The organism is Enterobacter sp. 168J2 (assembly GCF_034107265.1).
In the GTDB taxonomy this organism is placed as follows: Bacteria; Pseudomonadota; Gammaproteobacteria; order Enterobacterales; family Enterobacteriaceae; genus Enterobacter; species Enterobacter nematophilus.
The window spans coordinates 47,536-69,640 of record NZ_JAWNEB010000015.1 but is presented as its reverse complement, the minus strand read 5'-3'; the positions used below and the strand labels follow the sequence as shown (position 1 = coordinate 69,640).

Annotated in this window: 22 protein-coding genes, 2 tRNA genes and 1 other annotated feature; of the genes, 10 read left to right on the top strand and 14 right to left on the bottom strand. The window is 55.9% G+C overall.

Annotation, left to right across the window (positions count from 1 at the left end):
* Positions 1–10 precede the first annotated feature (10 nt).
* Complete coding sequence (locus USG84_RS22570) at positions 11–1,015, bottom strand: NAD-dependent epimerase (RefSeq protein WP_266178787.1); 1,005 nt, start codon at positions 1,013–1,015, stop codon at positions 11–13.
* 190 nt (positions 1,016–1,205) lie between these two features.
* On the opposite strand from USG84_RS22570, the gene wzzB reads away from it, so the two are divergent.
* Positions 1,206–2,186, top strand: a complete 981-nt coding sequence (wzzB, locus tag USG84_RS22565) for an LPS O-antigen chain length determinant protein WzzB (protein ID WP_151413154.1) — start codon at positions 1,206–1,208, stop codon at positions 2,184–2,186.
* Positions 2,187–2,224: 38 nt separating this feature from the next.
* Here the strand turns inward: wzzB and hisIE are convergent, their stop codons facing one another.
* From hisIE to hisL, 9 genes are all read right to left on the bottom strand, one after another.
* On the bottom strand, positions 2,225–2,836 hold the full coding sequence (hisIE, locus tag USG84_RS22560) for a bifunctional phosphoribosyl-AMP cyclohydrolase/phosphoribosyl-ATP diphosphatase HisIE (RefSeq protein ID WP_151413153.1): 612 nt from the start codon (positions 2,834–2,836) through the stop codon (positions 2,225–2,227).
* Positions 2,830–3,606 (bottom strand): imidazole glycerol phosphate synthase subunit HisF, encoded by a 777-nt coding sequence (hisF, locus tag USG84_RS22555; RefSeq protein ID WP_151413152.1) that lies wholly within the window; start codon positions 3,604–3,606, stop codon positions 2,830–2,832. The genes hisIE and hisF overlap by 7 nt, the downstream gene beginning before the upstream one ends.
* The gene (hisA, locus tag USG84_RS22550; RefSeq protein ID WP_253542701.1) at positions 3,588–4,325 is read right to left on the bottom strand and encodes a 1-(5-phosphoribosyl)-5-[(5-phosphoribosylamino)methylideneamino]imidazole-4-carboxamide isomerase; all 738 of its coding nucleotides are present in this window, start codon (positions 4,323–4,325) and stop codon (positions 3,588–3,590) included. The genes hisF and hisA overlap by 19 nt, the downstream gene beginning before the upstream one ends.
* Positions 4,325–4,915 carry an imidazole glycerol phosphate synthase subunit HisH gene (hisH, locus tag USG84_RS22545; protein ID WP_151413151.1) on the bottom strand — a complete coding sequence of 197 codons (591 nt, stop codon included), beginning with the start codon at positions 4,913–4,915 and terminating at the stop codon, positions 4,325–4,327. The genes hisA and hisH overlap by 1 nt, the downstream gene beginning before the upstream one ends.
* Positions 4,915–5,982 (bottom strand): bifunctional histidinol-phosphatase/imidazoleglycerol-phosphate dehydratase HisB, encoded by a 1,068-nt coding sequence (gene hisB / locus USG84_RS22540; RefSeq protein WP_151413150.1) that lies wholly within the window; start codon positions 5,980–5,982, stop codon positions 4,915–4,917. The genes hisH and hisB overlap by 1 nt, the downstream gene beginning before the upstream one ends.
* Positions 5,979–7,040, bottom strand: a complete 1,062-nt coding sequence (gene hisC / locus USG84_RS22535; RefSeq protein WP_320738465.1) for a histidinol-phosphate transaminase — start codon at positions 7,038–7,040, stop codon at positions 5,979–5,981. Before hisC ends, hisB begins: the two co-directional genes overlap by 4 nt.
* On the bottom strand, positions 7,037–8,341 hold the full coding sequence (hisD, locus tag USG84_RS22530) for a histidinol dehydrogenase (protein WP_253542697.1): 1,305 nt from the start codon (positions 8,339–8,341) through the stop codon (positions 7,037–7,039). The genes hisC and hisD overlap by 4 nt, the downstream gene beginning before the upstream one ends.
* A gap of 5 nt (positions 8,342–8,346) precedes the next feature.
* Positions 8,347–9,246, bottom strand: a complete 900-nt coding sequence (gene hisG / locus USG84_RS22525; RefSeq protein ID WP_003859492.1) for an ATP phosphoribosyltransferase — start codon at positions 9,244–9,246, stop codon at positions 8,347–8,349.
* 45 nt (positions 9,247–9,291) lie between these two features.
* Positions 9,292–9,415: a sequence feature (His leader region), on the bottom strand.
* The gene (hisL, locus tag USG84_RS22520; protein ID WP_001364200.1) at positions 9,391–9,441 is read right to left on the bottom strand and encodes a his operon leader peptide; all 51 of its coding nucleotides are present in this window, start codon (positions 9,439–9,441) and stop codon (positions 9,391–9,393) included. Its footprint overlaps the feature before it by 25 nt.
* A 175-nt stretch (positions 9,442–9,616) precedes the next feature.
* Between hisL and USG84_RS22515 the strand changes: the two genes are divergently transcribed.
* The 4 genes from USG84_RS22515 (at position 9,617) to USG84_RS22500 (ending at position 13,042) form a co-directional block, all read left to right on the top strand.
* On the top strand, positions 9,617–10,441 hold the full coding sequence (locus tag USG84_RS22515) for an SDR family oxidoreductase (protein ID WP_320738464.1): 825 nt from the start codon (positions 9,617–9,619) through the stop codon (positions 10,439–10,441).
* A gap of 41 nt (positions 10,442–10,482) precedes the next feature.
* A complete protein-coding gene (locus USG84_RS22510; protein WP_061097708.1) occupies positions 10,483–11,412 on the top strand; it encodes a LysR substrate-binding domain-containing protein in 930 nt (309 codons plus the stop codon).
* 219 nt (positions 11,413–11,631) lie between these two features.
* On the top strand, positions 11,632–11,694 hold the full coding sequence (gene yoeI / locus USG84_RS22505; protein ID WP_099458931.1) for a membrane protein YoeI: 63 nt from the start codon (positions 11,632–11,634) through the stop codon (positions 11,692–11,694).
* The gene (locus USG84_RS22500; protein WP_253542695.1) at positions 11,684–13,042 is read left to right on the top strand and encodes an APC family permease; all 1,359 of its coding nucleotides are present in this window, start codon (positions 11,684–11,686) and stop codon (positions 13,040–13,042) included. The genes yoeI and USG84_RS22500 overlap by 11 nt, the downstream gene beginning before the upstream one ends.
* A gap of 122 nt (positions 13,043–13,164) precedes the next feature.
* Here the strand turns inward: USG84_RS22500 and sbcB are convergent, their stop codons facing one another.
* Positions 13,165–14,601, bottom strand: a complete 1,437-nt coding sequence (gene sbcB / locus USG84_RS22495) for an exodeoxyribonuclease I (RefSeq protein ID WP_414146799.1) — start codon at positions 14,599–14,601, stop codon at positions 13,165–13,167.
* A 198-nt stretch (positions 14,602–14,799) separates the two neighbouring features.
* Between sbcB and dacD the strand changes: the two genes are divergently transcribed.
* From dacD to USG84_RS22475, 4 genes are all read left to right on the top strand, one after another.
* Positions 14,800–15,966: a serine-type D-Ala-D-Ala carboxypeptidase DacD gene (dacD, locus tag USG84_RS22490; RefSeq protein WP_253542694.1), complete on the top strand. Its 1,167-nt coding sequence runs from the start codon at positions 14,800–14,802 to the stop codon at positions 15,964–15,966.
* Between the two features lie 119 nt (positions 15,967–16,085).
* Positions 16,086–16,559, top strand: a complete 474-nt coding sequence (sbmC, locus tag USG84_RS22485) for a DNA gyrase inhibitor SbmC (RefSeq protein ID WP_061097712.1) — start codon at positions 16,086–16,088, stop codon at positions 16,557–16,559.
* Between the two features lie 92 nt (positions 16,560–16,651).
* Positions 16,652–17,710: an FUSC family protein gene (locus tag USG84_RS22480; RefSeq protein WP_253542692.1), complete on the top strand. Its 1,059-nt coding sequence runs from the start codon at positions 16,652–16,654 to the stop codon at positions 17,708–17,710.
* Positions 17,711–17,869: 159 nt separating this feature from the next.
* Positions 17,870–18,205: a DUF496 family protein gene (locus USG84_RS22475; protein ID WP_028013754.1), complete on the top strand. Its 336-nt coding sequence runs from the start codon at positions 17,870–17,872 to the stop codon at positions 18,203–18,205.
* Positions 18,206–18,330: 125 nt separating this feature from the next.
* On the opposite strand, the gene USG84_RS22470 is transcribed toward USG84_RS22475, so the two are convergent.
* Positions 18,331–18,406 (bottom strand) — tRNA-Asn (locus USG84_RS22470).
* Positions 18,407–18,509: 103 nt separating this feature from the next.
* Positions 18,510–19,964, bottom strand: coding sequence for a multidrug efflux MATE transporter EmmdR (gene emmdR / locus USG84_RS22465; RefSeq protein WP_119917268.1), 1,455 nt, complete (start codon positions 19,962–19,964; stop codon positions 18,510–18,512).
* Between the two features lie 161 nt (positions 19,965–20,125).
* On the opposite strand from emmdR, the gene USG84_RS22460 reads away from it, so the two are divergent.
* A tRNA-Asn gene (locus USG84_RS22460) sits at positions 20,126–20,201 on the top strand.
* A 129-nt stretch (positions 20,202–20,330) separates the two neighbouring features.
* On the opposite strand, the gene USG84_RS22455 is transcribed toward USG84_RS22460, so the two are convergent.
* Entirely contained in the window at positions 20,331–22,097 is a 1,767-nt protein-coding gene (locus tag USG84_RS22455; protein WP_151413147.1) for an aminopeptidase P family protein, read from the bottom strand.
* Positions 22,098–22,105 lie beyond the last annotated feature (8 nt).

Genomic DNA, 22,105 nt, shown 5'->3' with positions numbered 1-22,105 from the left:
TTTTTTATTTTCAGACTTTGTAAAATTCGCGGTACCAGTCAACGAAGTGCTTCACGCCGTCTTTAACCGAGGTTTGAGGTTTAAAACCGATCACCTCATAGAGCGCTTTCGTGTCGGCGCTGGTTTCCAGTACGTCGCCCGGCTGGAGCGGCAACATATTTTTCTCGGCTTTCTTCCCCAGCGCGTCTTCCAGCGCGGTAATGTAGTCCATCAGCTCTACTGGCGAACTGTTACCGATGTTGTAAACCCGGTAAGGTGCTGAACTGGTTGCCGGTGAGCCGGTCTCAACGGTCCAGCCTGCGTCAGGCTGTGGGATAACATCCTGCAGGCGAATAATCGCTTCAGCGATATCATCGATGTAGGTGAAGTCGCGCTTCATCTTGCCGTAGTTATAGACATCGATGCTTTTGCCTTCGATCATCGCCTTAGTAAACTTAAACAGCGCCATATCCGGGCGTCCCCACGGACCGTATACGGTAAAGAAGCGCAGTCCGGTGGTCGGCAGGTTGTACAAGTGCGAATAGGTATGCGACATCAGTTCATTGGCTTTTTTGGTCGCGGCATACAGTGAAACGGGGTGATCCACTGAATCGTCAGTGGAGAACGGCATTTTGCGGTTGAGGCCATACACGGAGCTTGAGGAGGCATAAAGCAGGTGCTGAACGTTGTTATGGCGGCAACCTTCCAGCACGTTGAGATGGCCAATTAAGTTGGCATCCGCATAGGCGTGCGGGTTTTCCAGGGAGTAGCGTACGCCTGCCTGTGCGGCCAAATGAATGACCCGATCAAACTTCTCACCGGCGAAAAGCGCTGCCATCCCTTCCCGATCGGCTAATTCCATCTTGTGGAAGGTGAAACGTTCAGACTGTAGCCGTTCCAGACGCGCCAGCTTCAGATTGACGTCGTAGTAATCATTCAGGTTATCAATACCGACAACCTGATGGCCAGCTTCAACCAGGCGTTTACTGACATTCGAACCTATAAAACCTGCTGCACCCGTGACCAGAAATTTCATATCTTCCCTCAAAAACATATACTTACTGATGCTACTTCACATCGAATGATGTCTATGATACCGCGTAGACAGCAAGTTACATAACGTATATTTCCGATATAACTCATCGGATTCTTATAGAAAAATCTTCAGCAATATATACACTATGCAAACATAATAATGTTCCCCCTTTTTATCTGTTAGGGATTGTATGACGCAAAACAACAATAGTCCGGTCAGCCGAAGCAATGACCCTGAGCACATTGATTTACTTGCATTAATGCTACAGCTGTGGCGTGGGAAGTGGACAATAGCAATTTTTGTTTTTGTCTTTATTGCCATGGCGATAGGATATTTATCAATCGCGAAGGAAAAGTGGACCTCACGGGCGATTATTGCACAACCTGATGCGGCCCAGATTGCAACTTATTCAAATGCATTGAACATCCTCTACGGCAGCGCTGCCCCTTCGATGCTGGACATTCAAACGCGCGCTATTGGACGTTTTAACTCTTCCTTCTCAGCGTTATCGCAGGCGCTAGACAATCAGGACGTGCCAGAAAAACTGACCATCGAGCCTGCGGTTAAAGGGGAAACGTTGCCATTAACCGTCTCCTATATCAGCACTTCTGCTGAAGCGGCTCAAAAGCAGTTAGCGCAGTACATTCAGCAAGTAGATGAACAGACGGCAAAAGAACTTGCCCTTGATCTCAAGGACAATATCAAGGAACAGATTAAATCCCTGAACGATTCTCTGGTAAGCCAAGAAAAGGTCGCTCAAGAGCAGAAAGAGCTGCGAATCAAACAGATTGCTGAGGCGCTGAAAAATGCTGAGGCGGCAAAAATTACCTCGCCGCGCATTCAGCAAACCCAGGATGTAACTCAGGAAACGATGTTCCTGCTGGGAAGCGACGGTCTGAAATCGATGATTGACAATGAAGCGTCACGCCCGCTGGTCTTTTCTGCTGCTTACTATCAGACCAGACAAAACTTGCTGGATATTCAAAACCTGAACGTAAACCCGGATACTATCCACGTCTACCGTTACGTTATGAAACCAAATCTGCCTGTACATCGTGACAGCCCCAAAAAACCAATCATTCTGACTCTTGCCGTGCTGCTGGGCTTAATGATGGGTTCTGTAGTGGTACTGGCGCGTAACACATTGCGGAACTACAAACCAACAGCCTGATTTACTGATTAAAAAAACCGGGGATAAACCCCGGTTTTTTATTTATGCCGTTTACGTAGATTCTCAATCACCGCCGTTAAATCCAGCTCCTGATCCTGCAGCAGCACCAGCAGGTGATACATCAAATCCGACGCTTCATTCGTCAACTCTTCCCGGTCATGTACGGTCGCGGCCAGCGCCGTCTCAACGCCTTCCTCGCCCACCTTCTGCGCAATACGCTTAGTCCCGCTGGCATACAGCTTCGCGGTATAGGAGCTCTCAGGATCCGCCGTTTTACGCTCTGCCAGCAGTTGTTCCAGCTGATACAGAAACAGCCATTGGTGGCCCGCTTCGCCGAAGCAGCTGCTGGTGCCCTTATGGCAGGTCGGGCCGATTGGGTTTGCCAGCACCAGCAGGGTGTCGTTATCGCAGTCAGGCGTCATGCTGACCACGTTCAGGAAGTGACCCGAGGTTTCCCCTTTGGTCCACAGGCGCTGTTTCGTGCGTGAGAAAAACGTCACTTTGCCGCTGTCGATCGTTTTTGCCAGCGCGTCCTGGTTCATATAACCCAGCATCAGCACTTCGCCTGAGACGGCATGCTGTACAACCACCGGCAGTAATCCGTCAGTTTTTTCCCAGTCCAGCTGCGCCTGTTGTTGCTCTGTTAACATACCCTGATCTCCACGCCCTGGTCGGCCAGGAACGTTTTTAACTCGCCAATATTGATAATCTGTTTGTGGAACACGGAGGCGGCAAGGGCACCGTCCACGTTCGCATCGCGGAAGGCTTCCAGGAAATGCTCCATGGTGCCCGCGCCGCCGGAGGCAATCAGCGGAACGTGGCAGACCGCGCGCACTTTCTTCAACTGCTCCAGGTCATAGCCGCTGCGCACCCCGTCCTGGTTCATCATGTTCAGCACAATCTCGCCTGCGCCGCGCTTCTGCACTTCCTGCACCCAGTCCAGCGTTTCCCATTGGGTGACGCGTGTGCGGCTTTCATCGCCAGTATACTGATTGACGTGGTACTTGCCGGTTGCGGCGTCGAACCAGGTATCAATACCTACCACAATACACTGCACGCCAAAACGATCGGCCAGGCGGGTGATCAGCTCCGGCTCGGCCAGGGCAGGGGAGTTGATGGAAATTTTGTCTGCGCCAAAAGAGAGAATTTTGGCGGCGTCGTCAGCGGACTTAATCCCGCCCGCCACGCAGAATGGGATATCAATTACTTCCGCCACGCGCGCGACCCAGCTTTTGTCGACCACGCGGCCATCGCTGGAGGCGGTAATATCGTAAAATACCAGCTCGTCTGCGCCTTCATCGGCATAGCGTTTTGCCAGCGGGACGATGTCGCCAATGATCTCGTGGTTGCGGAACTGCACGCCTTTCACGACCTGACCATCGCGCACGTCAAGACAAGGAATTATCCGTTTTGCCAGCATTGAATCGCCTCCGTTACTGTAAATTTACCTTCCAGCAGGGCCCGGCCCACAATCACGCCCTGTACACCGGTACCGCGCAGCGCGGCCACGTCGTCTATATCACCAATGCCGCCAGAAGACTGGAACGCAACCTGCGGATAACGCGCGCAGACCTCTTCATACAGCGAGACGTTGGAGCCCGCCAGCGTTCCGTCGCGGGAGATATCCGTGCACAGCACGTGCTTCAGGCCAACGGGCAGATAGATATCGACCAGCTCTTCCAGCGTCACGCCGGAGTTTTCCTGCCAGCCGCTGACTGCAACCTGCTTGTTACCCTGCTCGTCAATGCGAACGTCCAGCGCCAGCACCAGGGCGTCGGCGCCAAAGCGGCGGAACCAGCCTTTCACGGTGTCAGGATCTTTCACGGCAGTTGACCCTACCACCACGCGCGCCACGCCCGCGTCCAGCAGAGCCGCCACGTCGTCTTCGGTACGTACGCCGCCGCCAACCTGCACGGGGACATCCACGCCGGCAACCAGCTTTTTGAGCAGCGGGATCTGGCGTTTGGCCGGATCTTTCGCCCCGGTCAGGTCAACCAGGTGCAGCACTTCAGCCCCCTGCGCCGCATAGTCCTGCAGGCGCGGCAGCGGGTCGTTTCCGTAGTCGCGCTGCTGGCCGTAATCGCCCTGGTGAAGGCGGACAACCGTGCCGTCGATTAAATCTAAAGCGGGAATAATCATCACATCTCCAGGAAGTTTTTCAGCAGCTGCGCGCCTGCGGCGCCAGAGCGTTCCGGGTGAAACTGCACGCCGAAGAAATTGTCTTTCTGCACCGCCGCGGTAAACGCCTCGCCGTAAGTGCACTGGGCGATCGTGTTGACGTTCACCGGCATGGCGTAACTGTGCACGAAGTAGAAGTACGCGCCGTCTTCGATGCCGCGAAACAGCCGGTCGCCCGCTTTGGCGTAAACGCGGTTCCAGCCCATATGCGGCAGAGGCAGGCCGTGGTCGGTCATTTTCGGCACGTCTTCGTCAATAATGCCCAGCAGGTCAACGCCGTTGCTCTCTTCGCTGCGGCGGCCAAGAAGCTGCATGCCCAGGCAAATCCCCAGCACCGGCTGGGTACAGGCTTTGATCAGGTCGATCAGATCGCGTTCGCGAATCTGGTCCATCGCTGCCTGTGCGGTTCCCACGCCCGGTAAAAAGAGTTTGTCGGCGCGCAGCACCACGTCCGGATCGCGGCTGACCACGGGCTCATAGCCGTGGCGCGCGATGGCCGATTTTACGGAGTTGAGGTTGGCGCATCCGGTATCCAGAATCACCACGTTCATTACAGCACTCCTTTCGATGAGGGAAGGGCATCACCTTCCACGCGGATCGCCTGGCGCAGGGTGCGGCCAAAGGCTTTAAACAGGCTCTCCACGCGGTGGTGATCGTTTTTGCCTTTGGTTTTGAGGTGCAGCGTCAGGCCCATGGTATAGGACAGAGAACGGAAGAAATGCTCCACCATTTCGGTGCTGAGATCGCCGACGCGCTGGTAGGTGAAATCAGCTTTGTATTCCAGGTGCGGACGACCGGAGATGTCCATGGCGCAGCGTGCCAGGCACTCGTCCATCGGCAGGACGAAGCCGAAGCGGTTGATGCCGCGCTTGTCGCCGAGCGCCAGCTTCAGGGCTTCGCCCAGCGCCAGGCCGGTGTCTTCTACGGTGTGGTGATCGTCAATGTAGAGGTCACCTTTTACCGCGATCTCCATGCGGAAACCGCCGTGGGTGGCAATCTGGTCCAGCATGTGGTCAAAGAAACCGACGCCGGTGTGGATCTTGCTGCCGCCTTCGCGGTCCAGCCAGACCTTCACATCAATCTGTGTCTCTTTGGTGTTGCGCTCAACGTGGGAATAGCGGTCGCGTTTTGTCAGCTGCTCGCCAATCTTTGCCCAGTTAAGGTCGTTACGATCGTAGCGCAGCCCCGCGATGCCCATGTTTTCCGCCAGCGTAATATCGGTGATGCGATCGCCGATGACGTAGCTGTTGGTTTTATCCAGTGCATCTTCGGCCAGATAGCGCTCAACCAGCTTCACCTTTGGCTTACGGCAGTCGCACTCGTCGGCTGGCATGTGCGGGCAAATCAGCACCTCATCAAATACCACGCCCTGAGAGGTCAGCACCTGCATCATCAGGTTATGCGGGCCGTCAAAGTCCGCCTGCGGGAAGCTGTCGGTACCCAGACCGTCCTGATTGGTGATCATCACCAGCTTATAGCCCGCTTTTTGCAGCTTAAGCAGCACAGGGATCACGTCCGGTTCAAAAGCCAGCTTGTCGAAACGATCGACCTGAAAATCGGCTGGTGGCTCCGAAATAAGGGTACCGTCACGATCGATGAAAAGGATCTTCTGGGTCATACTTTCTCCGCTTTCAGGGCGTCAATCACGCGCTGGCTCTCTGCGCGGGTGCCAACGGTAATGCGCAGGCATCCGCTCAGGGAAGGTTGTTTATTCTGGTCTCGTAAGATAATGCCCTGATCCCACAAAGATTTAAATACGGCGCTGGAGGCGGTGAAGCGCGCCAGGATATAGTTGGTTTCCGAGTCGAACACCTGCTCCACGCAGGGGATATCCTTCAGGGCAGTCACCAGATACTGGCGCTCTTCAAGGATTTGCGCCACGCGCTCGCGCATCGCGTTTATTCCCTGCGGCGTCAGCGCCTGTGCCGCAATATCGGCAACCGGCGTTGAGAGCGGGTACGGGGCGATCACTTTCAGCAGCAGGTCGATAACCTCTTTATTCGCCAGCGTAAACCCGCAGCGCAGGCCCGCGAGGGCGAAGGCTTTTGACAACGTACGCAGCACTACGAGATGCGGATACTCTTTAAGCCAGCCCGTCAGCGTCGCCTGCGGGCAGAATTCGATGTAGGCTTCGTCCGCGACCACCAGCGCTTTGCCGCGCGTCATATCCAGCAGGGTACGGATATCCTGTGGGTTAATAATCTGCCCGGTTGGGTTATTCGGGCTGCAGACAAACACGACTTTTACGCCGTCGAGATTGTCGGCAATGCCTTTCAAATCGAGCTGCCAGTTCTCCAGCGCCTGCACGTTGCGGCACGCCACGCCGAAGGTTTCCGCGCTGACGCTGTACATGCCGTACGTGGGCTGGCAGTACATCACCGCGTCTTTGCCCGGCTCGCAGAACGCGCGGATCAGCAGCTCAATGCCCTCATCCGCGCCGCGGCTGACCAGCACCTGCTCCGGCTTCACTCCCGCGTACTGCGCGTAGTTTTCAATTACTGCTTTTGGCTGACACTCCGGATAGCGGTTCAGCGTTTGCTGCGACAGCTCAAACTCCACCGCCGTCGGGAATTCGTTGGCGTTCAGCCAGACGTCCCCGTTTCCGCCCAGACGACGCGCAGACTGGTAAGGCGTCAGGCGACGGACATTTTCGCGGGCTAACTCTTCAATGTTCATGCTTGCTCCTTCAGGGCTGCAACGCGCAGCGTAACGGCATTTTTGTGGGCGGTCAGGCGCTCGGCGGCGGCCAGGGTTTCAATGGTCGAAGCAAGCGAGGCAAACCCCTCGCGGGACAGCTCCTGCACGGTCATGCGTTTCTGGAAATCCGCCAGCCCCAGGCTGGAACAGGTAGAGGTGTAGCCATACGTCGGCAGCACGTGGTTGGTGCCGGAGGCGTAATCCCCCGCGGACTCCGGTGACCAGTCGCCGAGGAACACCGAGCCGGCGCTGGTAATGCTATCGACCAGATCGCGCGCGTTGCGGGTCTGAATAATCAGGTGCTCCGGGCCGTACTGGTTGGAGATGGCGATGCACTGGTCCAGATCGCGTGCCACAATCAGGCGGCTGGCCGCTAGCGCCTGACGTGCCGTGTCGGCGCGGGGCAGGTCGGCAAGCTGACGCTCAACGGCTTCGCCCACGCGTTTCGCCATATCGGCATCCGGCGTCAGCAGGATGACCTGCGAGTCCGGGCCGTGTTCCGCCTGTGAAAGCAGGTCGGATGCCACGAAATCCGGCGTTGCGCCGCTGTCGGCAATGACCAGCACTTCAGACGGACCGGCAGGCATATCGATGGCCGCGCCGTCGAGACGCTGGCTGACCTGGCGCTTGGCTTCGGTCACGAAGGCGTTGCCCGGGCCGAAAATTTTGTCGACCTTAGGAATGGATTCCGTGCCGAACGCCAGGGCGGAAATCGCCTGCGCGCCGCCCACTTTATAGACCGCCTGCACGCCGCACAGCTTCGCCGCATAGAGGATCTCGTCGGCAATCGGTGGCGGAGAGCAGAGCACCACTTTCTGGCATCCGGCGATACGGGCCGGCGTGGCGAGCATTAATACGGTCGAAAACAGCGGCGCTGAACCGCCGGGGATATAAAGCCCCACTGACGCAACCGGGCGCGTGACCTGCTGGCAGCGTACGCCGGGCAGGGTTTCGACATCCACAGTCTGCAGCTTCTGCGCGGTGTGGAAAGTATCAATATTTTTCACCGCGACGGCCATCGCCTCCTTGATGTCGTCACCCAGACGATTGCTGGCATCACTGATTTCCTGCTCGGTAACCTGTAATGCGCCGACTTCCGTCTTATCAAATTTCGCGCTGTATTCACGCAGGGCGTCATCGCCACGGGCTTTGACGTTATCCAGGATCTCCGCCACGGTGCGTGAGATGCTCTCAGAGGCGGAAATCGCCGGGCGCATCAGCAGCTCGCGCCGCTGCGCGTCGCTACACGTATTCCAGTCGATGATTGTGTTAAAGCTCATGGCCATTACTCCATCATCTTCTCAATTGGCAGCACCAGGATGGAGCTTGCGCCCAGCGCCTTCAGTTTTTCCATGGTTTCCCAGAACAGGGTTTCGCTGCTCACCATGTGCATCGCCACGCGCTGCTGATCGCCCGCCAGCGGCAGGATGGTTGGGCGCTCAGCGCCCGGCAGCAGGGCGATGACCTCTTCCAGACGTTCGGTTGGGGCGTGCATCATGATGTATTTGGATTCGCGCGCCTGAATGACGCCCTGAATACGCGTCAGCAGTTTGTCGATCAGCTGCTGCTTGGCGTCGGCCATCTCGCCGTCGCGCTGAATCAGGCAGGCTTTAGAGCGGTAAATCACTTCCACTTCGCGCAGCCCGTTCGCTTCCAGGGTGGCACCGGTGGAGACGAGGTCACAGATGGCGTCCGCCAGGCCCGCACGCGGTGCCACTTCAACAGAGCCGTTCAGCAGGCAGGACTTGAACTGTACGCCTTTTTGGTCGAGATAGCGCTTCAACAGGTGAGGGTAAGAGGTGGCGATACGTTTGCCGTTCAGCGCGGCCGGGCCGTCCCACGCTTCATCGACCGGCGTTGCCAGCGACAGGCGGCAGCCGCCGAAGTCCAGACGACGCAGGGTGAAGTAACGCGGGTCTTCACCCTGCGCGCGGCGGGTCAGCAGCTCTTCTTCCAGCACGTTTTCACCGATGATGCCGAGGTCAACGACGCCGTCCATCACAAGGCCGGGAATATCGTCATCACGCACGCGCAGAATGTCGATCGGCATGTTTTCAGCCAGAGCAATCAGGCGCTGGGTGTGCAGGTTGATTTTGATCCCGCAGCGGGCCAGCAGTTCGCGTGAATCGTCACTCAAACGGCCTGATTTTTGAATAGCTATGCGTAAACGTGAGTTATCTAACATTCTTTATTCCTCGTTAACCTGTTTTAACCTGTCTGAATTTGGTCCAAAAAAAAGCCCCCGGAAGAAGATCTTCCGGGGGCTTTTTCATGCGTTCATGCACCACTGGAAGATCCAAACGTCTTCCAGCACACATCGCCTGAAAGACTAGTCAGGATGATGGTGATGATGGTGGTGTTTAAATTGAACGCGTGTCATATAAATTTTCGATGAATGCTTATTCATTTGATGTCTTTTAACCTAAACCAGTTATACGACATATTGCAAGGGCTTTTTTTGATCATTAATTCATTTCATATTGATGCTATGAATTGTGTGTTCTGCCGGGCTGGCGTAGCCTTATAAATGACGAGTGAGAGTCAGGAGAATTCGCATGAAAAAGGTCGCGATTGTCGGTTTAGGATGGCTGGGAATGCCGCTGGCGATGTCATTAGCCGCGAAAGGCTGGCAGGTGACCGGGAGCAAGACCACCCGGGACGGAGTAGAAGCGGCGCGCATGTGCGGTATTGATGGCGTTGAACTGCGTCTGGAGCCGGAGCTGGTGTGTGATGCGGACGATCTGGACACGCTGATGAACGTGGATGCGCTGGTGATTACGCTACCCGCGCGGCGCAGCGGTCCGGGAGAATCATTCTACCTGCAGGCGATGCAGGAGATTGTCGACAGCGCGCTGGCGCATCACGTCCCGCGCATTATTTTTACCAGCTCGACGTCGGTCTATGGCGATGCCGAGGGCGTGGTGAAAGAGAGTTCCGAGCGCCGCCCCGTAACCGCGAGCGGTCAGGTCCTGAAAGAGCTGGAAGACTGGCTGCATAACCTTCCCGGCACGCAGGTCGATATCGTTCGTCTGGCGGGGCTGGTTGGCCCGGGGCGTCATCCGGGGCGCTTCTTTGCCGGAAAGACGGCACCAGACGGTCAGCATGGCGTGAATCTTGTGCATCTTGAAGATGTTATTGGCGCGATTGAGCTACTCTTACAGGCTCCAAAAGGCGGACACATCTATAATATATGTGCACCGTCTCATCCGGCGCGCAGCACGTTTTACCCGCTCATGGCACGCCAGCTTGGGTTGGCTCCGCCGGTTTTTGGTGAGGCAAAGAACGGAAGTAAAGGCAAAATTGTTGATGGCAATCGCATTTGCCATGAGCTGGGGTTTGAGTATCAGTATCCCGATCCGCTGGTGATGCCCATGGAATAAGCCCCGCAGCGGAGACAATCGCACACCAGAAGGGGGCGAGCATGAAACCGCTGCTGGATGTTCTTATTATTCTGGATGCACTGGAAAAAGAGGGGAGCTTTGCGGCTGCCTCGGCAAAGCTCTACAAAACCCCTTCGGCGCTGAGCTACACCGTTCAAAAACTGGAAAGCGATCTCAATATCCAGATCCTCGATCGCTCCGGGCATCGCGCGCGGTTTACCCGCACCGGGCAGATGCTGCTGGAAAAAGGCCGTGACGTTCTGCACACCGTTCGCGAGCTGGAAAAGCAGGCCGTCAAGCTCCATCAGGGATGGGAAAACGAGCTGGTGATTGGCGTGGATGATACCTTTCCGTTTTCTCTACTGACGCCGCTCATTGAAGCGTTTTATCAGCATCACAGCGTCACCCGGCTGATTTTCATCAACGGCGTGCTGGGCGGCTCCTGGGATGCCTTAACCCAGGGCAGGGCGGACATCTTTGTCGGTGCTCTGCACGAGCCTCCCCAGTTGAGTGACTTTGGTTTCGCCCGCCTGGGCGTGCTGGAGCAGGTATTTGCCGTGGCGCCCCATCATCCGCTGGCTCAGGAGCCAGAGCCTCTTAACCGTCGCGTCATTAAGGGGTACCGCGCAATAGTCGTAGGGGACAGCTCGCGCCCCGAGTGTGCGGTTTCCTCGCAGCTGCTGGATGAGCAGGAGGCCATCACCGTTTTTGACTTTAAAACCAAGCTGGAGCTGCAAATTAGCGGCCTGGGCTGCGGCTATTTGCCGCGCTATCTGGCGCAGCGCTTTATTGATAGCGGCGCGCTTGTTGAAAAACAGGTACTTGCTCAAAGCAGCAACGAGTCGGTATGGGTGGGCTGGAACGAACAAACCGCCGGGCTGGCCAGCGCCTGGTGGCGGGACGAAATTTTAGCAAATAGTGCTATCGCCGCAGTTTACTCTCAGGGTAGCGTCGAGAAATCAGCCAGTTAGCAAAAAGAAAATTACCCGGTGCGTTGCAAAGTATTGCCTTTTGTATCCGATGTGGGGCAAAATGCCGCCGCTGCAACCAAATGAATAATCGACGATATAAAAGGCGTCGGTTATTTTTTTTTGCATGTACGAAACGAAACTAAAAACCAAGAGGCCGGGCTTCGTACCGGATAGATATTTACTAAAATCCGACAGTTGTTGTCGCTGAGGAAGAAAGAAATGGGGCAATTTTTCGCTTACGTGGCGGTTATCACCGTAAAGGAGAATAACTATGTCGCATAACGCAACTCCAAACACCTCTCGCGTGGAATTACGTAAAACGCTTACGTTGATTCCGGTTGTTATGATGGGCCTTGCCTATATGCAACCGATGACGCTGTTCGATACATTCGGTATCGTATCGGGCCTCACTGACGGTCACGTTGCGACGGCGTACGCCTTTGCACTGGTCGCTATTCTCTTTACTGCGCTGAGCTACGGTAAGCTGGTTCGCCGTTTCCCGTCCGCAGGCTCTGCGTACACCTATGCCCAGAAATCCATCAGCCCGGCGGTTGGCTTTATGGTGGGCTGGTCATCGCTGCTGGACTATCTGTTCATGCCGATGATCAACATTCTGCTGGCAAAAATTTACTTTGAAGCGCTGGTGCCTTCCGTGCCGTCGTGGATCTTCGTTGTCGCGCTGGTGGCCTTTATGACCATCTCTAACCTGCGCAGCATCAAGACCGTCGCTAACTTCAACACCCTGATCGTTATCCTGCAGATGGGTATTGTTGCGGTTATCGTCGGCCTGATCATCTACGGCGTTTCTCACGGCGAAGGCGCAGGCACGCTGACCAGCACCCGTCCATTCTGGTCTGAAGGGGCACACGTAGTGCCGATGATCACCGGTGCGACCATCCTGTGCTTCTCGTTCCTGGGCTTCGACGGTATCTCTTCTCTGTCTGAAGAGACCAAAGACGCCGAGCGCGTCATTCCGCGAGCGATTTTCCTGACAGCGCTGATTGGCGGCCTGATCTTCATCTGCGCCTCCTACTTCCTGCAGCTGTACTTCCCGGATATTTCTCGCTTTAAAGATCCGGATGCGTCACAGCCTGAAATCATGCTGTACGTGGCAGGTAAAACCTTCCAGTGGGGCGTGCTGATCTTCTCCAGCGTGACCGTTCTGGCGTCCGGGATGGCGGCACACGCGGGTGTTTCTCGTCTGATGTACGTCATGGGTCGTGACGGCGTGTTCCCAACCCGTTTCTTCGGCTACGTTCATCCGAAATGGCGTACCCCGGCGTGGAACGTACTGCTGGTTGGCGTAATCGCACTGATGGCGATTAAATTCGACCTGGTGACGGCAACTGCGCTGATCAACTTCGGTGCGCTGGTGGCGTTCACCTTCGTTAACCTCTCCGTGATTTCGCAGTTCTGGATCCGTGAGAAGCGCAACAAGACGCTGAAAGACCACTTCAACTACCTGATTCTGCCAGTCTGTGGCGCCCTGACGGTAGGTGCGCTGTGGATTAACCTGGAAGAGAGCTCAATGATTCTGGGTCTGATCTGGGGCGGTATCGGTCTGGTGTACCTGGCCTGCGTCACGAAGAGCTTCCGTAACCCGGTTCCTCAGTACGAAGACGTCGCGTAATACCGTGTCGGGTGGCGGCTAAGCCTTACCCGACCTACAAAACCCGTAGGCCCGCGTAAGCGAAGCGCCACCGGGCAAAAAAAAGCCGGAGACATCGCCTCCGGCTTTTTTATACCCATCATTCAGACTATCTCTTGCGCGTACTGGAACAACGCTTTCAGCAACGTCTGCTTCTCTGCATCCCCTTCGTACTGGCCGTAAAGCATCTCCAGCTCCTGGGCATAGTTGTGCAGATACTCTGGCGTAAACACGTTACATCGATGCTGCAGCCAGCGCGCCTGTTCTGCTTCATCCAGCGTGCCGGGATAGTTGCGCGCCCGGTAGTTAAACATCAGCTTTTCGATGCGCTTGTCGGCGAAGGTGATGTCCAGCGCGGGTAAGTTACGCGGCTCGGTTTGCAGAACAATATTCATAGCCGCACGGTCGGCATCGCTGAAGAAGCCATTGTAGAGCTGGGCATCCACGTTTTCGGACGGCACGAACGGCTCCGCCTCGGCAAAGATAGCGACCACTTTCTCGCGTACCTGCGGGTTATCGCGCAGCACTTTCAGGTTATCCAGGCAGTGCTGGCGGTTAATGCCCAGCCTGTCGGCATCTTCCGGACGCAGCGTGTTCGCCTGCGCCAGCACCGGACATTTGTTGATATGCACCAGTTTGACCGGCACCGCGGGCAGATCCCCGAGTTCATTTTTCGGGGTGTAAAGCCGTTCGCGCAGTGTATCGCTGTCAAGCTCCAGCAGCGGTGAAATATCGCCCGCCAGGTCCACCATGATAACCGCATTACGGTTATCCGGATGCCACGCCAGCGGCGCAACCCAGCTGGTATTGCCGCGCCAGGCGCCAAACATGCCGGATATATGCACAAGGGGCTTCATCTGCGGTACGTCGATAAGAGTCATGAGCTTCTGCTTGCTGCGGTGGCTCAGCAAATATTCAAACAGCCGGGGCTGCGCGGTTTTCACCAGCTTCGCCATGGCAATGGTGGCATAGACGTCTGCCATCGCGTCGTGGGCATTGCTGTGCTCGATACCGTTGGCCCGCGTGAGGTGTTCCAGCCGGAAGCTGGTCAGCCCTTCCTCATTTTCCGGCCAGTTAATGCCTTCAGGGCGCAGGGCATAACAGGCGCGCATGATGTCGAGCAGATCCCAGCGTGAATTGCGGTTCTGCCAGCTCCAGGCGTACGGATCGTAGAAGTTGCGATAGAAGATGTTGCGCGTCACTTCATCGTCAAAACGGATGTTGTTGTAACCGACCACGCAGGTATTGGGGACGGTAAACAGATCGTGGATGCGGCGGGCGAACTCTGCTTCGTTAACGCCTTTTTCCCGCGCTTCCTGCGGTGTGATCCCGGTGACCATTACCGCGCCGGGCTGCGGCAGGTAGTCATCCGCTGGTTTGCAGTAAAAGACCTCGGGCTCGCCAATGATGTTGAATTCGTCGTCGGTGCGGATGGCGGCAAACTGCGCCGGCCGGTCCAGCGCCGGATGCGTGCCAAAGGTTTCGTAGTCGTGGAATAAAAAAGTCGGGCGTGCGGCAGAGTCAGACACCAGTAATACCATCCTGTTAAAAAATGACGTCACTATGGTAAACGATCGTGCGGGTCAGACCGAATAAAAAGCGCCGCCGCGGCGCAAATTTGCGAGACAGCTTCCGCGGAAAACCTGCGCTCTGTCACATTTTTTTGCAATTAAGCCAGGTAACGACATCAGAACTCCCGTAAAAAGGTCATCGATTTTTAATGACCTGAGGATATACCGTTGAAACGCCGTCTGTTTATTGCTGTTTCTTTACTCGCTTCGAGTGTCTCATCTGCTTTTGCGGCCGAACCACTGGATTTTTCGCCGCAGCCTCCGGCCATTCAGGCGGGGTCATGGGTGCTGATGGATTACACAACTGGTCAAATTTTAACGGCGGGCAACGAACATCAGCAACGTAATCCGGCGAGCCTCACCAAGCTGATGACGGGCTATGTGGTCGATCGGGCCATTGACAGCCATCGCATTACGCCGGATGACATTGTCACCGTAGGGCGTGACGCGTGGGCAAAGGGCAACCCGGTTTTTGACGGTTCGTCGCTGATGTTCCTGAAAGAGGGCGATCGCGTCACCGTGCGTGACTTAAGCCGCGGTCTGATTGTCGATTCCGGCAACGATGCCTGCGTGGCGCTGGCCGACCACGTGGCGGGCGGGCAGCCGCAGTTTGTGAAGATGATGAACGACTACGTGCAGAAGCTGAACCTGCGCGATACGCACTTTGAAACCGTCCACGGTCTGGACGCGCCGGGCCAGCACAGCTCGGCCTATGACCTGGCCGTGCTCTCCCGGGCCATCATTCACGGTGAGCCAGAGTTTTACCATATGTACAGCGAAAAGAGCCTCACCTGGAACGGCATCACCCAGCAAAACCGTAACGGCCTGCTGTGGGACAAAACCATGAACGTGGACGGCCTGAAAACGGGGCACACCTCAGGCGCAGGCTTTAACCTTATTGCCTCCGCGGTGGACGGTCAGCGTCGTTTGATTGCGGTGGTGATGGGCGCGGACAGCCCGAAAGGGCGCGAGGAGCAGGCGCGTAAGCTACTGCACTGGGGACAACAGAACTTCGATACGGTGCAGATCCTGCATAACGGTAAAAAAGTGGGGACAGAGCGTATCTGGTACGGCGATAAAGAACAGGTAAATCTGGGTACGGATCAGGACTTCTGGCTGGCGTTACCCAAAGCGGAAGTGCAGAACATCAAGGCTAAATACGTTCTGGATAAAAAAGAGCTGGAAGCGCCGATTGCCGCGCATCAGCGGGTCGGGGAGATCCAGCTCTATGACCGCGACAAGGTCGTGGCGCACTGGCCTCTGGTCACTCTGGAAGCCGTTGATAAGGGCGGCGTATTCTCACGCCTGAGCGATTATCTTCACCACACGCTGTAACCGCTGATGGGCAGACTGGCAGGGTTGCGAGTCTGCTCACATAATAAACACTCCTCGTTTGCCGATAATAGAAATCCTGCTTTATAGTGTATAAATATACAGTAATAATCGGAGGCAACATGGACTACAGCATCACGCAGCAACAGAAACGTAAGATTGCGGGTTTTCATCTTGTTGGGCCGTGGGAAAAAACGGTCAAGCAGGGCTTTGAACAGCTGGTCATGTGGGTGGACGGGCGTCACATTGAGCCGCTGGAGTGGGTGGCGGTCTATTACGATAATCCCGATGAGGTTCCGGCAGAAAAACTGCGCTGCGATACGGCCGTTACGGTACCGGATGATTTCGTCATCCCGGAGAACAGCGAAGGGGTGATGATGACGGAAATCGCGGCCGGTGATTATGCCGTGGCGACGGCGCGCGTGGAAAACTACGACTTTGCGACCCCGTGGTATCAGTTCTTTAATTCTTTACTGCAGGACAATAAATACCAGATGGCGCTTAAGCCCTGCTTCGAACGCTATCTCAACGATGGCAACGCGGACGGCTACTGGGATATTGAAATGTTTATCGCGGTAGAGCACAAAACGGTTTAAGCCTGCTTAATGAAGGGTTTTTCAGCCGGGAGCGATCCGCCCGGCTGAAAACACAGTACAATTGTGGTTTGCCGTGTTGCTGGAGAGCGGGTGTGCGTCCCGACAAATCATTAACTCCTTTTGAAATTCGCTTATACAAACATTACCGCGTGGTGCACGGGTGTCGCATCGCGCTGGCGTTCGTGTTGACCTTTGTGCTGGTCCGGTTGCTGGATATACCTGAAGGTACGTGGCCGCTTATCACGCTGGTGGTGGTGATGGGGCCTATCTCATTTTGGGGAAACGTTGTCCCGCGCGCCTTCGAGCGCATTGGCGGAACCGTTCTTGGCTCTGCCCTGGGGCTTATTGCCCTGAAGCTGGAGCTCATCTCATTTCCGGTGATGCTGGCATGGTGCGGTGCCGCCATGTTCCTGTGCGGCTGGCTGGCGCTGGGCAAACGGCCTTATCAGGCGCTGCTGATTGGTATCACCCTTGCGGTGGTGGTCGGCGCGCCCGCCGGGGATATGACCACGGCGCTGTGGCGAAGCGGGGATGTTATTCTGGGCTCGCTGCTCGCCATGCTGTTTACCGGCATCTGGCCGCAGCGGGCTTTTCTGCACTGGCGTATCCAGATGGCTAACTACGTCACGGCGTTTAACCGCGTCTACCAGGCGGGGTTTTCACCGAATCTGGTTGAGCGTCCCCGGCTGGAAAAGCATCTGCAAACCATCCTCAACGACGTGGTCAAAATGCGCGGCCTGATAGTACCAGCCAGTAAAGAGACCCATATTCAGAAAGCGATTTTCGAAGCTATCCAGACGGTCAGCCGCAATCTGGTGTGCATGCTTGAACTGCAAATCAACGCGCACTGGGCCACGCGCCCCAGCCATCTGTTGATGCTCAACGCCCAGACCCTCAAAGAGACGCAGATGATGACGCAGCAGACCCTGCTGACCATCGCCCATGCGCTCTATGAAGGCAACCCGCAGCCCGTGCTGGCGAACAGCGAGCGTCTCAATGAAATCGTGGCGGAACTGAAGCAGTTAATTAACGAGCGGCAGGGCGATAACGTGGCGGAAACGCCCATTCATGGCTATGTCTGGCTGAGCCTGGAGCTGGCGCGACAGCTTGAGCTGCTATCGCACCTGATTTGTCGGGCGCTGCGCAAATAAAACGCGGATGTGACGCCTGCTGCTTCGATTCAGCATCAATTGGGGTTATGATAGCTTTAAACGATATAGCCATTGTCATTCGCAGCCGCTGTCAGTAAGGTTATTGTTACAACGGTTGCTTTAACGAATCCGAATCTCACATTATCAGGGGTGTAAAAAATGGAAACTATCAAGCCTTCGTTCCAGGATGTTCTGGAATTCGTCCGCCTGTTCCGCCGCAAAAACAAACTACAGCGTGAAATCCAGGACGTTGAGAAGAAGATCCGTGACAACCAGAAACGTGTTCTGCTGCTCGACAACCTGAGCGACTACATCAAGCCGGGCATGAGCGTTGAAGCTATTCAGGGCATCATCGCCAGCATGAAGAGCGACTATGAAGACCGCGTTGATGACTACATCATCAAAAATGCCGAGCTGTCCAAAGAGCGTCGCGACATCTCTAAAAAGCTGAAAGTGATGGGCGAAATCAAAAACGCCGAAGCAAAAAGCGAGTAATCGCAGCGAATTGTGAAAAAGGCTCTCTGGTGACAGAGAGCCTTTTTTATTTTACGGAGTGCCGTTTTACATTTACCTGCCGCAGAAAAGCAAAAAGCCTGCTATAAAAGCAGGCTTTTTAAATTTGGCTCCTCTGACTGGACTCGAACCAGTGACATACGGATTAACAGTCCGCCGTTCTACCGACTGAACTACAGAGGAATCGTGTGAACGGGGCGCATATTATCGATGCTCCCCTGGGATGTCAAAGGCAGAATGCAGATTTCGGATCGTTTGCCGATTTATTCTCCACTTCGCGCAATTGTCAGGCATTTTGTCGCGGATATTTCCACAGCCAGCGCCCGCTGACCATACGCCAGTAGAACAGCGCCCCGCGCACAGCCCAGTCAAGGAACATCCCCAGCCAGACGCCAACCACGCCCCAGCCGAGCACCACGCCCAGCGTATAGCCTGCCACAACGCGACACCCCCACATGCCGAGCATGGACACCCACATGGCAAAACGGGCATCGCGCGCCCCTTTCAGCCCGGCAGGCAATACCCAGGATGCCGCCCAGATCGGCATAAAGGCGGCGTTGAGCCAGATAAGGATCTTCACCACCTCTTTCACATCCTCTTCGTGGGTATAGAACGCGGCCATCAGCCCGGCAAACGGCGCGGTGCCCCAGGCAATCAGCGTCAGCCCAATCGTCGACAGCCAGAACACGTGGCGCAGCTGCCGCTCCGCCTGGCCTATCTGCCCTTTCCCGAGCCGTTTACCCGTGATGATGGTAGATGCCGACCCAAGGGCGTTACCCGGCAGGTTAATCAGCGAGGCGATGGAGAAGGCGATAAAGTTACCGGCGATAACGTCGGTGCCCATTCCGGCGACAAACATTTGCGTGAGCAGCTTCCCGCCGTTAAACAACACGGATTCAATGCTCGCGGGAATACCAATCCCCATCACTTCCCAGATAATGGCAAAGTTAAAGGGCCGGAAGTAGCTCTTAAGCGTAAGACGCAGCGAGGGCGTAATCCCCGTCATCAGCACCCCGATGATGGCCGCCGCACCGATATAGCGTGATATGGTTAATCCCAGCCCGGCCCCGACGAACCCCAGTCCATCCCACGAGAACGCGCCGTAGATCAGCACGCTACTGATGATGATATTCAGGATATTCATCCCGCCGTTGATCAGCAGCGGGATTTTTGTGTTACCTGCCCCTCGCAGCGCGCCGCTGCCAATCAGCGCGATGGCCGCCGCCGGATAGCTTAAGACGGTCATTTCGAGATAGGTCAGCGCCAGGTCCTTCACCTCGTTCGTGGCTTCCCCGGCGACAAAATCGATAATCTCTTTACCGAAATAGTGGATCACCGCCGCCAGAACAATTGAAAAGAGGGTCATGATCATCAGCGACTGGCGAGCCGCCTCGCGCGCGCGCTTAGGATCGAGCTTGCCGAGGCTAAAGGCCACCACCACCGTCGTCCCGAGATCGATGGCGGCAAAGAATGACATCACCACCATGTTGAAGCTGTCTGCCAGCCCGACCCCGGCCATTGCCTCTTTCCCCAGCCAGCTCACCAGAAAGGTGCTCAGTACTCCCATCAGCAGAACGCAGGTATTTTCCAGGAAAATAGGCACGGCAAGAGGGGTGATTTCACGCCAGAACAGAACACGATAGCTTTTACGTTTTGCATACCATGGCGTGCGCATGATCGCCTGGCGCAGAGGGGCAGTGACGTTCAAAATGGACCTTAGCGAGAAAAGTTGAAACTCCATTTCAAATGATGGGGGAGAAATGCTAATCCTGCAAAGTATTTTCCTGAAAAAGATGTGTGTATTTACAACAAACTGACGACAGAATCGGCAATCAGTCGATTTTCCCTAAGATCAGGTTTGACAAAAGTTTTTTCGCCGCTAAGATAAGCCTCCACAACGATTCCTCTGTAGTTCAGTCGGTAGAACGGCGGACTGTTAATCCGTATGTCACTGGTTCGAGTCCAGTCAGAGGAGCCAAATTTAAAAAGCCTGCTTTTATAGCAGGCTTTTTGCTTTTGTGCGTAAGGTAAATGCAAAACGGCAATTTAGTGTTTGCACCCTCTCCCGTGGGAGAGGGATGGGGTGAGGGCACCAGCCCGCACGATGTTACATGCCAATCGGTGCCGTCGCCGCCTCAAGCCACGTACGCACATCGCTATTCACCAGCGGTGACAGCGCCTCCCGCACCTGCTGATGATACGCATCCAGCCACCGCTTTTCCTGCTCGCTCAGCAGCTGCAATTCCACCTGGCTTAGATCAATCGGGATCAGCGTCAGCGAGGCAAATTTGCAGAACCCTGGATGGCTTTCAACAATTTCCACCTGGTTTTCAATGCGGATACCGTGGCTATCGCCCAGATAATAGCCCGGTTCGATAGTCATGATATTGCCCGCCACCAGCGGCCACGGGTTGACCTTTTTGGCGATGCGATGCGGGTTTTCATGGATCAGAAGCTGGTGGCCCACGCCGTGCCCGGTACCGTGATCGTAATCCAGCCCCATCTCCCACAGCGGACGACGCGTGAAAGCATCCAGCTGATGCCCCTGAGTCCCGGAAGGGAACTGCAGGGTAATGAGCGACAGGAAGCCTCTCAGCACGGCGGTGTAGTGCAGACGCTGCTGCGGGGGAACATTGCCCCACGCCAGCGTGCGCGTGGCGTCGGTGGTGCCGTTAGCGTACTGACCGCCCGAATCGTTCAGGTAAAAATGGTCATGGCCGATGGGCTTATTGCTGGCCTCGCTGGAATGATAGTGGCACATCGCCGCATTGCTCGACGAGGCGGAAATGGTCGCGAAACTCTGCTCGATAAAACCGGGCTGCTGTTTGCGAAATGCCAGCTGCTGCGCCTGCACTTCCAGCTCTGTCAGGGGCTGCCCAGCCGCCGCACGCAGCGGTACTTCGCGGCTCAGCCAGGCCAGGAAGTTGACCCACGCCGCGCCGTCCTGGTGATGGCACTCGCGATATCCTGCCAGCTCGACCGGGTTTTTGGTGGCCTTAATCAGGGTTATGGGATCGGTTTGCCAGACAATTTCTCCGCGCGGTTCAATGGCAAAGCGCAGGGCCACCGGCGCGGAGTCGGCATCAACCATCACCCGCTTCCCTTCAGCAAGCTGCTGGCAGCGTTCAATAAAGGTGTTCTGCGGCGCAATCGTGAAGGCGTTCAGAACTGAATCAGGGAGTTCTGCGAGCTTATTGTCGTTAACAAACCACTCAACGCGACCGTCACGCCCAAGCAGGGCAAATGAGAGCGGTACCGGACTGGTGGGAATATCTGAGCCGCGCACGTTGAGCAGCCACGCAATGTTATCCGGCAGCGTAACGGCCAGGTAGTCAGCGTTGTTCGCGGCCAGCACGGCGGCAACGCGCTGACGTTTGTCCTCGCTGCTTTTACCGCTTACCTCTACCGGCATTTCACGGATAAGCCCCGCCGGCGCGGCAGGGCGATCGGTCCATAATGCGTCAAACGGTGAGGCATTCAGTGGCACCAGCTCGCACGGCGTGGCAGACAGCTTTTCGAACTCGGCATTCGTCATCAGCAGTGGGTCAAAACCGATGCGCGTGCCCGCCTCAACGTTTGCCGTTAGCCAGTCTGCCAGCGGCTCATTGTGCAAATGATGAATTTCAATCTCGTCCATATTGACCTGAACGCGGGCCTGCACCTGATAGCGTCCGTCGACGAACAGCAGCGCTTTTTCCTTCAGCACCAGCGCGACGCCGGCAGAGCCGTCAAAGCCCGTCAGCCAGGCCAGCTTTTCGTCGTTCGACGCGCAATTCTCGCTTTGCCAGGCATCGGTGCGGGGAACGATTATCCCGTCGAGATGACTGGCCTCAAGCCAGTGGCGCAGGGCAGAGAGCGGTGTAGGGGTGTGCATGATTTTTC

Excerpts from the sequence above, each read along its gene's own strand:
- USG84_RS22570 (WP_266178787.1), bottom strand. The coding sequence starts at position 1,015 with ATGAAATTTCTGGTCACGGGTGCAGCAGGTTTTATAGGTTCGAATGTC.
- wzzB (WP_151413154.1), top strand. The coding sequence starts at position 1,206 with ATGACGCAAAACAACAATAGTCCGGTCAGCCGAAGCAATGACCCTGAG.
- hisIE (WP_151413153.1), bottom strand. The coding sequence starts at position 2,836 with ATGTTAACAGAGCAACAACAGGCGCAGCTGGACTGGGAAAAAACTGAC.
- hisF (WP_151413152.1), bottom strand. The coding sequence starts at position 3,606 with ATGCTGGCAAAACGGATAATTCCTTGTCTTGACGTGCGCGATGGTCAG.
- hisA (WP_253542701.1), bottom strand. The coding sequence starts at position 4,325 with ATGATTATTCCCGCTTTAGATTTAATCGACGGCACGGTTGTCCGCCTT.
- hisH (WP_151413151.1), bottom strand. The coding sequence starts at position 4,915 with ATGAACGTGGTGATTCTGGATACCGGATGCGCCAACCTCAACTCCGTA.
- hisB (WP_151413150.1), bottom strand. The coding sequence starts at position 5,982 with ATGACCCAGAAGATCCTTTTCATCGATCGTGACGGTACCCTTATTTCG.
- hisC (WP_320738465.1), bottom strand. The coding sequence starts at position 7,040 with ATGAACATTGAAGAGTTAGCCCGCGAAAATGTCCGTCGCCTGACGCCT.
- hisD (WP_253542697.1), bottom strand. The coding sequence starts at position 8,341 with ATGAGCTTTAACACAATCATCGACTGGAATACGTGTAGCGACGCGCAG.
- hisG (WP_003859492.1), bottom strand. The coding sequence starts at position 9,246 with ATGTTAGATAACTCACGTTTACGCATAGCTATTCAAAAATCAGGCCGT.
- USG84_RS22515 (WP_320738464.1), top strand. The coding sequence starts at position 9,617 with ATGAAAAAGGTCGCGATTGTCGGTTTAGGATGGCTGGGAATGCCGCTG.
- USG84_RS22510 (WP_061097708.1), top strand. The coding sequence starts at position 10,483 with ATGAAACCGCTGCTGGATGTTCTTATTATTCTGGATGCACTGGAAAAA.
- USG84_RS22500 (WP_253542695.1), top strand. The coding sequence starts at position 11,684 with ATGTCGCATAACGCAACTCCAAACACCTCTCGCGTGGAATTACGTAAA.
- sbcB (WP_414146799.1), bottom strand. The coding sequence starts at position 14,601 with ATGGTATTACTGGTGTCTGACTCTGCCGCACGCCCGACTTTTTTATTC.
- sbmC (WP_061097712.1), top strand. The coding sequence starts at position 16,086 with ATGGACTACAGCATCACGCAGCAACAGAAACGTAAGATTGCGGGTTTT.
- USG84_RS22475 (WP_028013754.1), top strand. The coding sequence starts at position 17,870 with ATGGAAACTATCAAGCCTTCGTTCCAGGATGTTCTGGAATTCGTCCGC.
- emmdR (WP_119917268.1), bottom strand. The coding sequence starts at position 19,964 with ATGGAGTTTCAACTTTTCTCGCTAAGGTCCATTTTGAACGTCACTGCC.
- USG84_RS22455 (WP_151413147.1), bottom strand. The coding sequence starts at position 22,097 with ATGCACACCCCTACACCGCTCTCTGCCCTGCGCCACTGGCTTGAGGCC.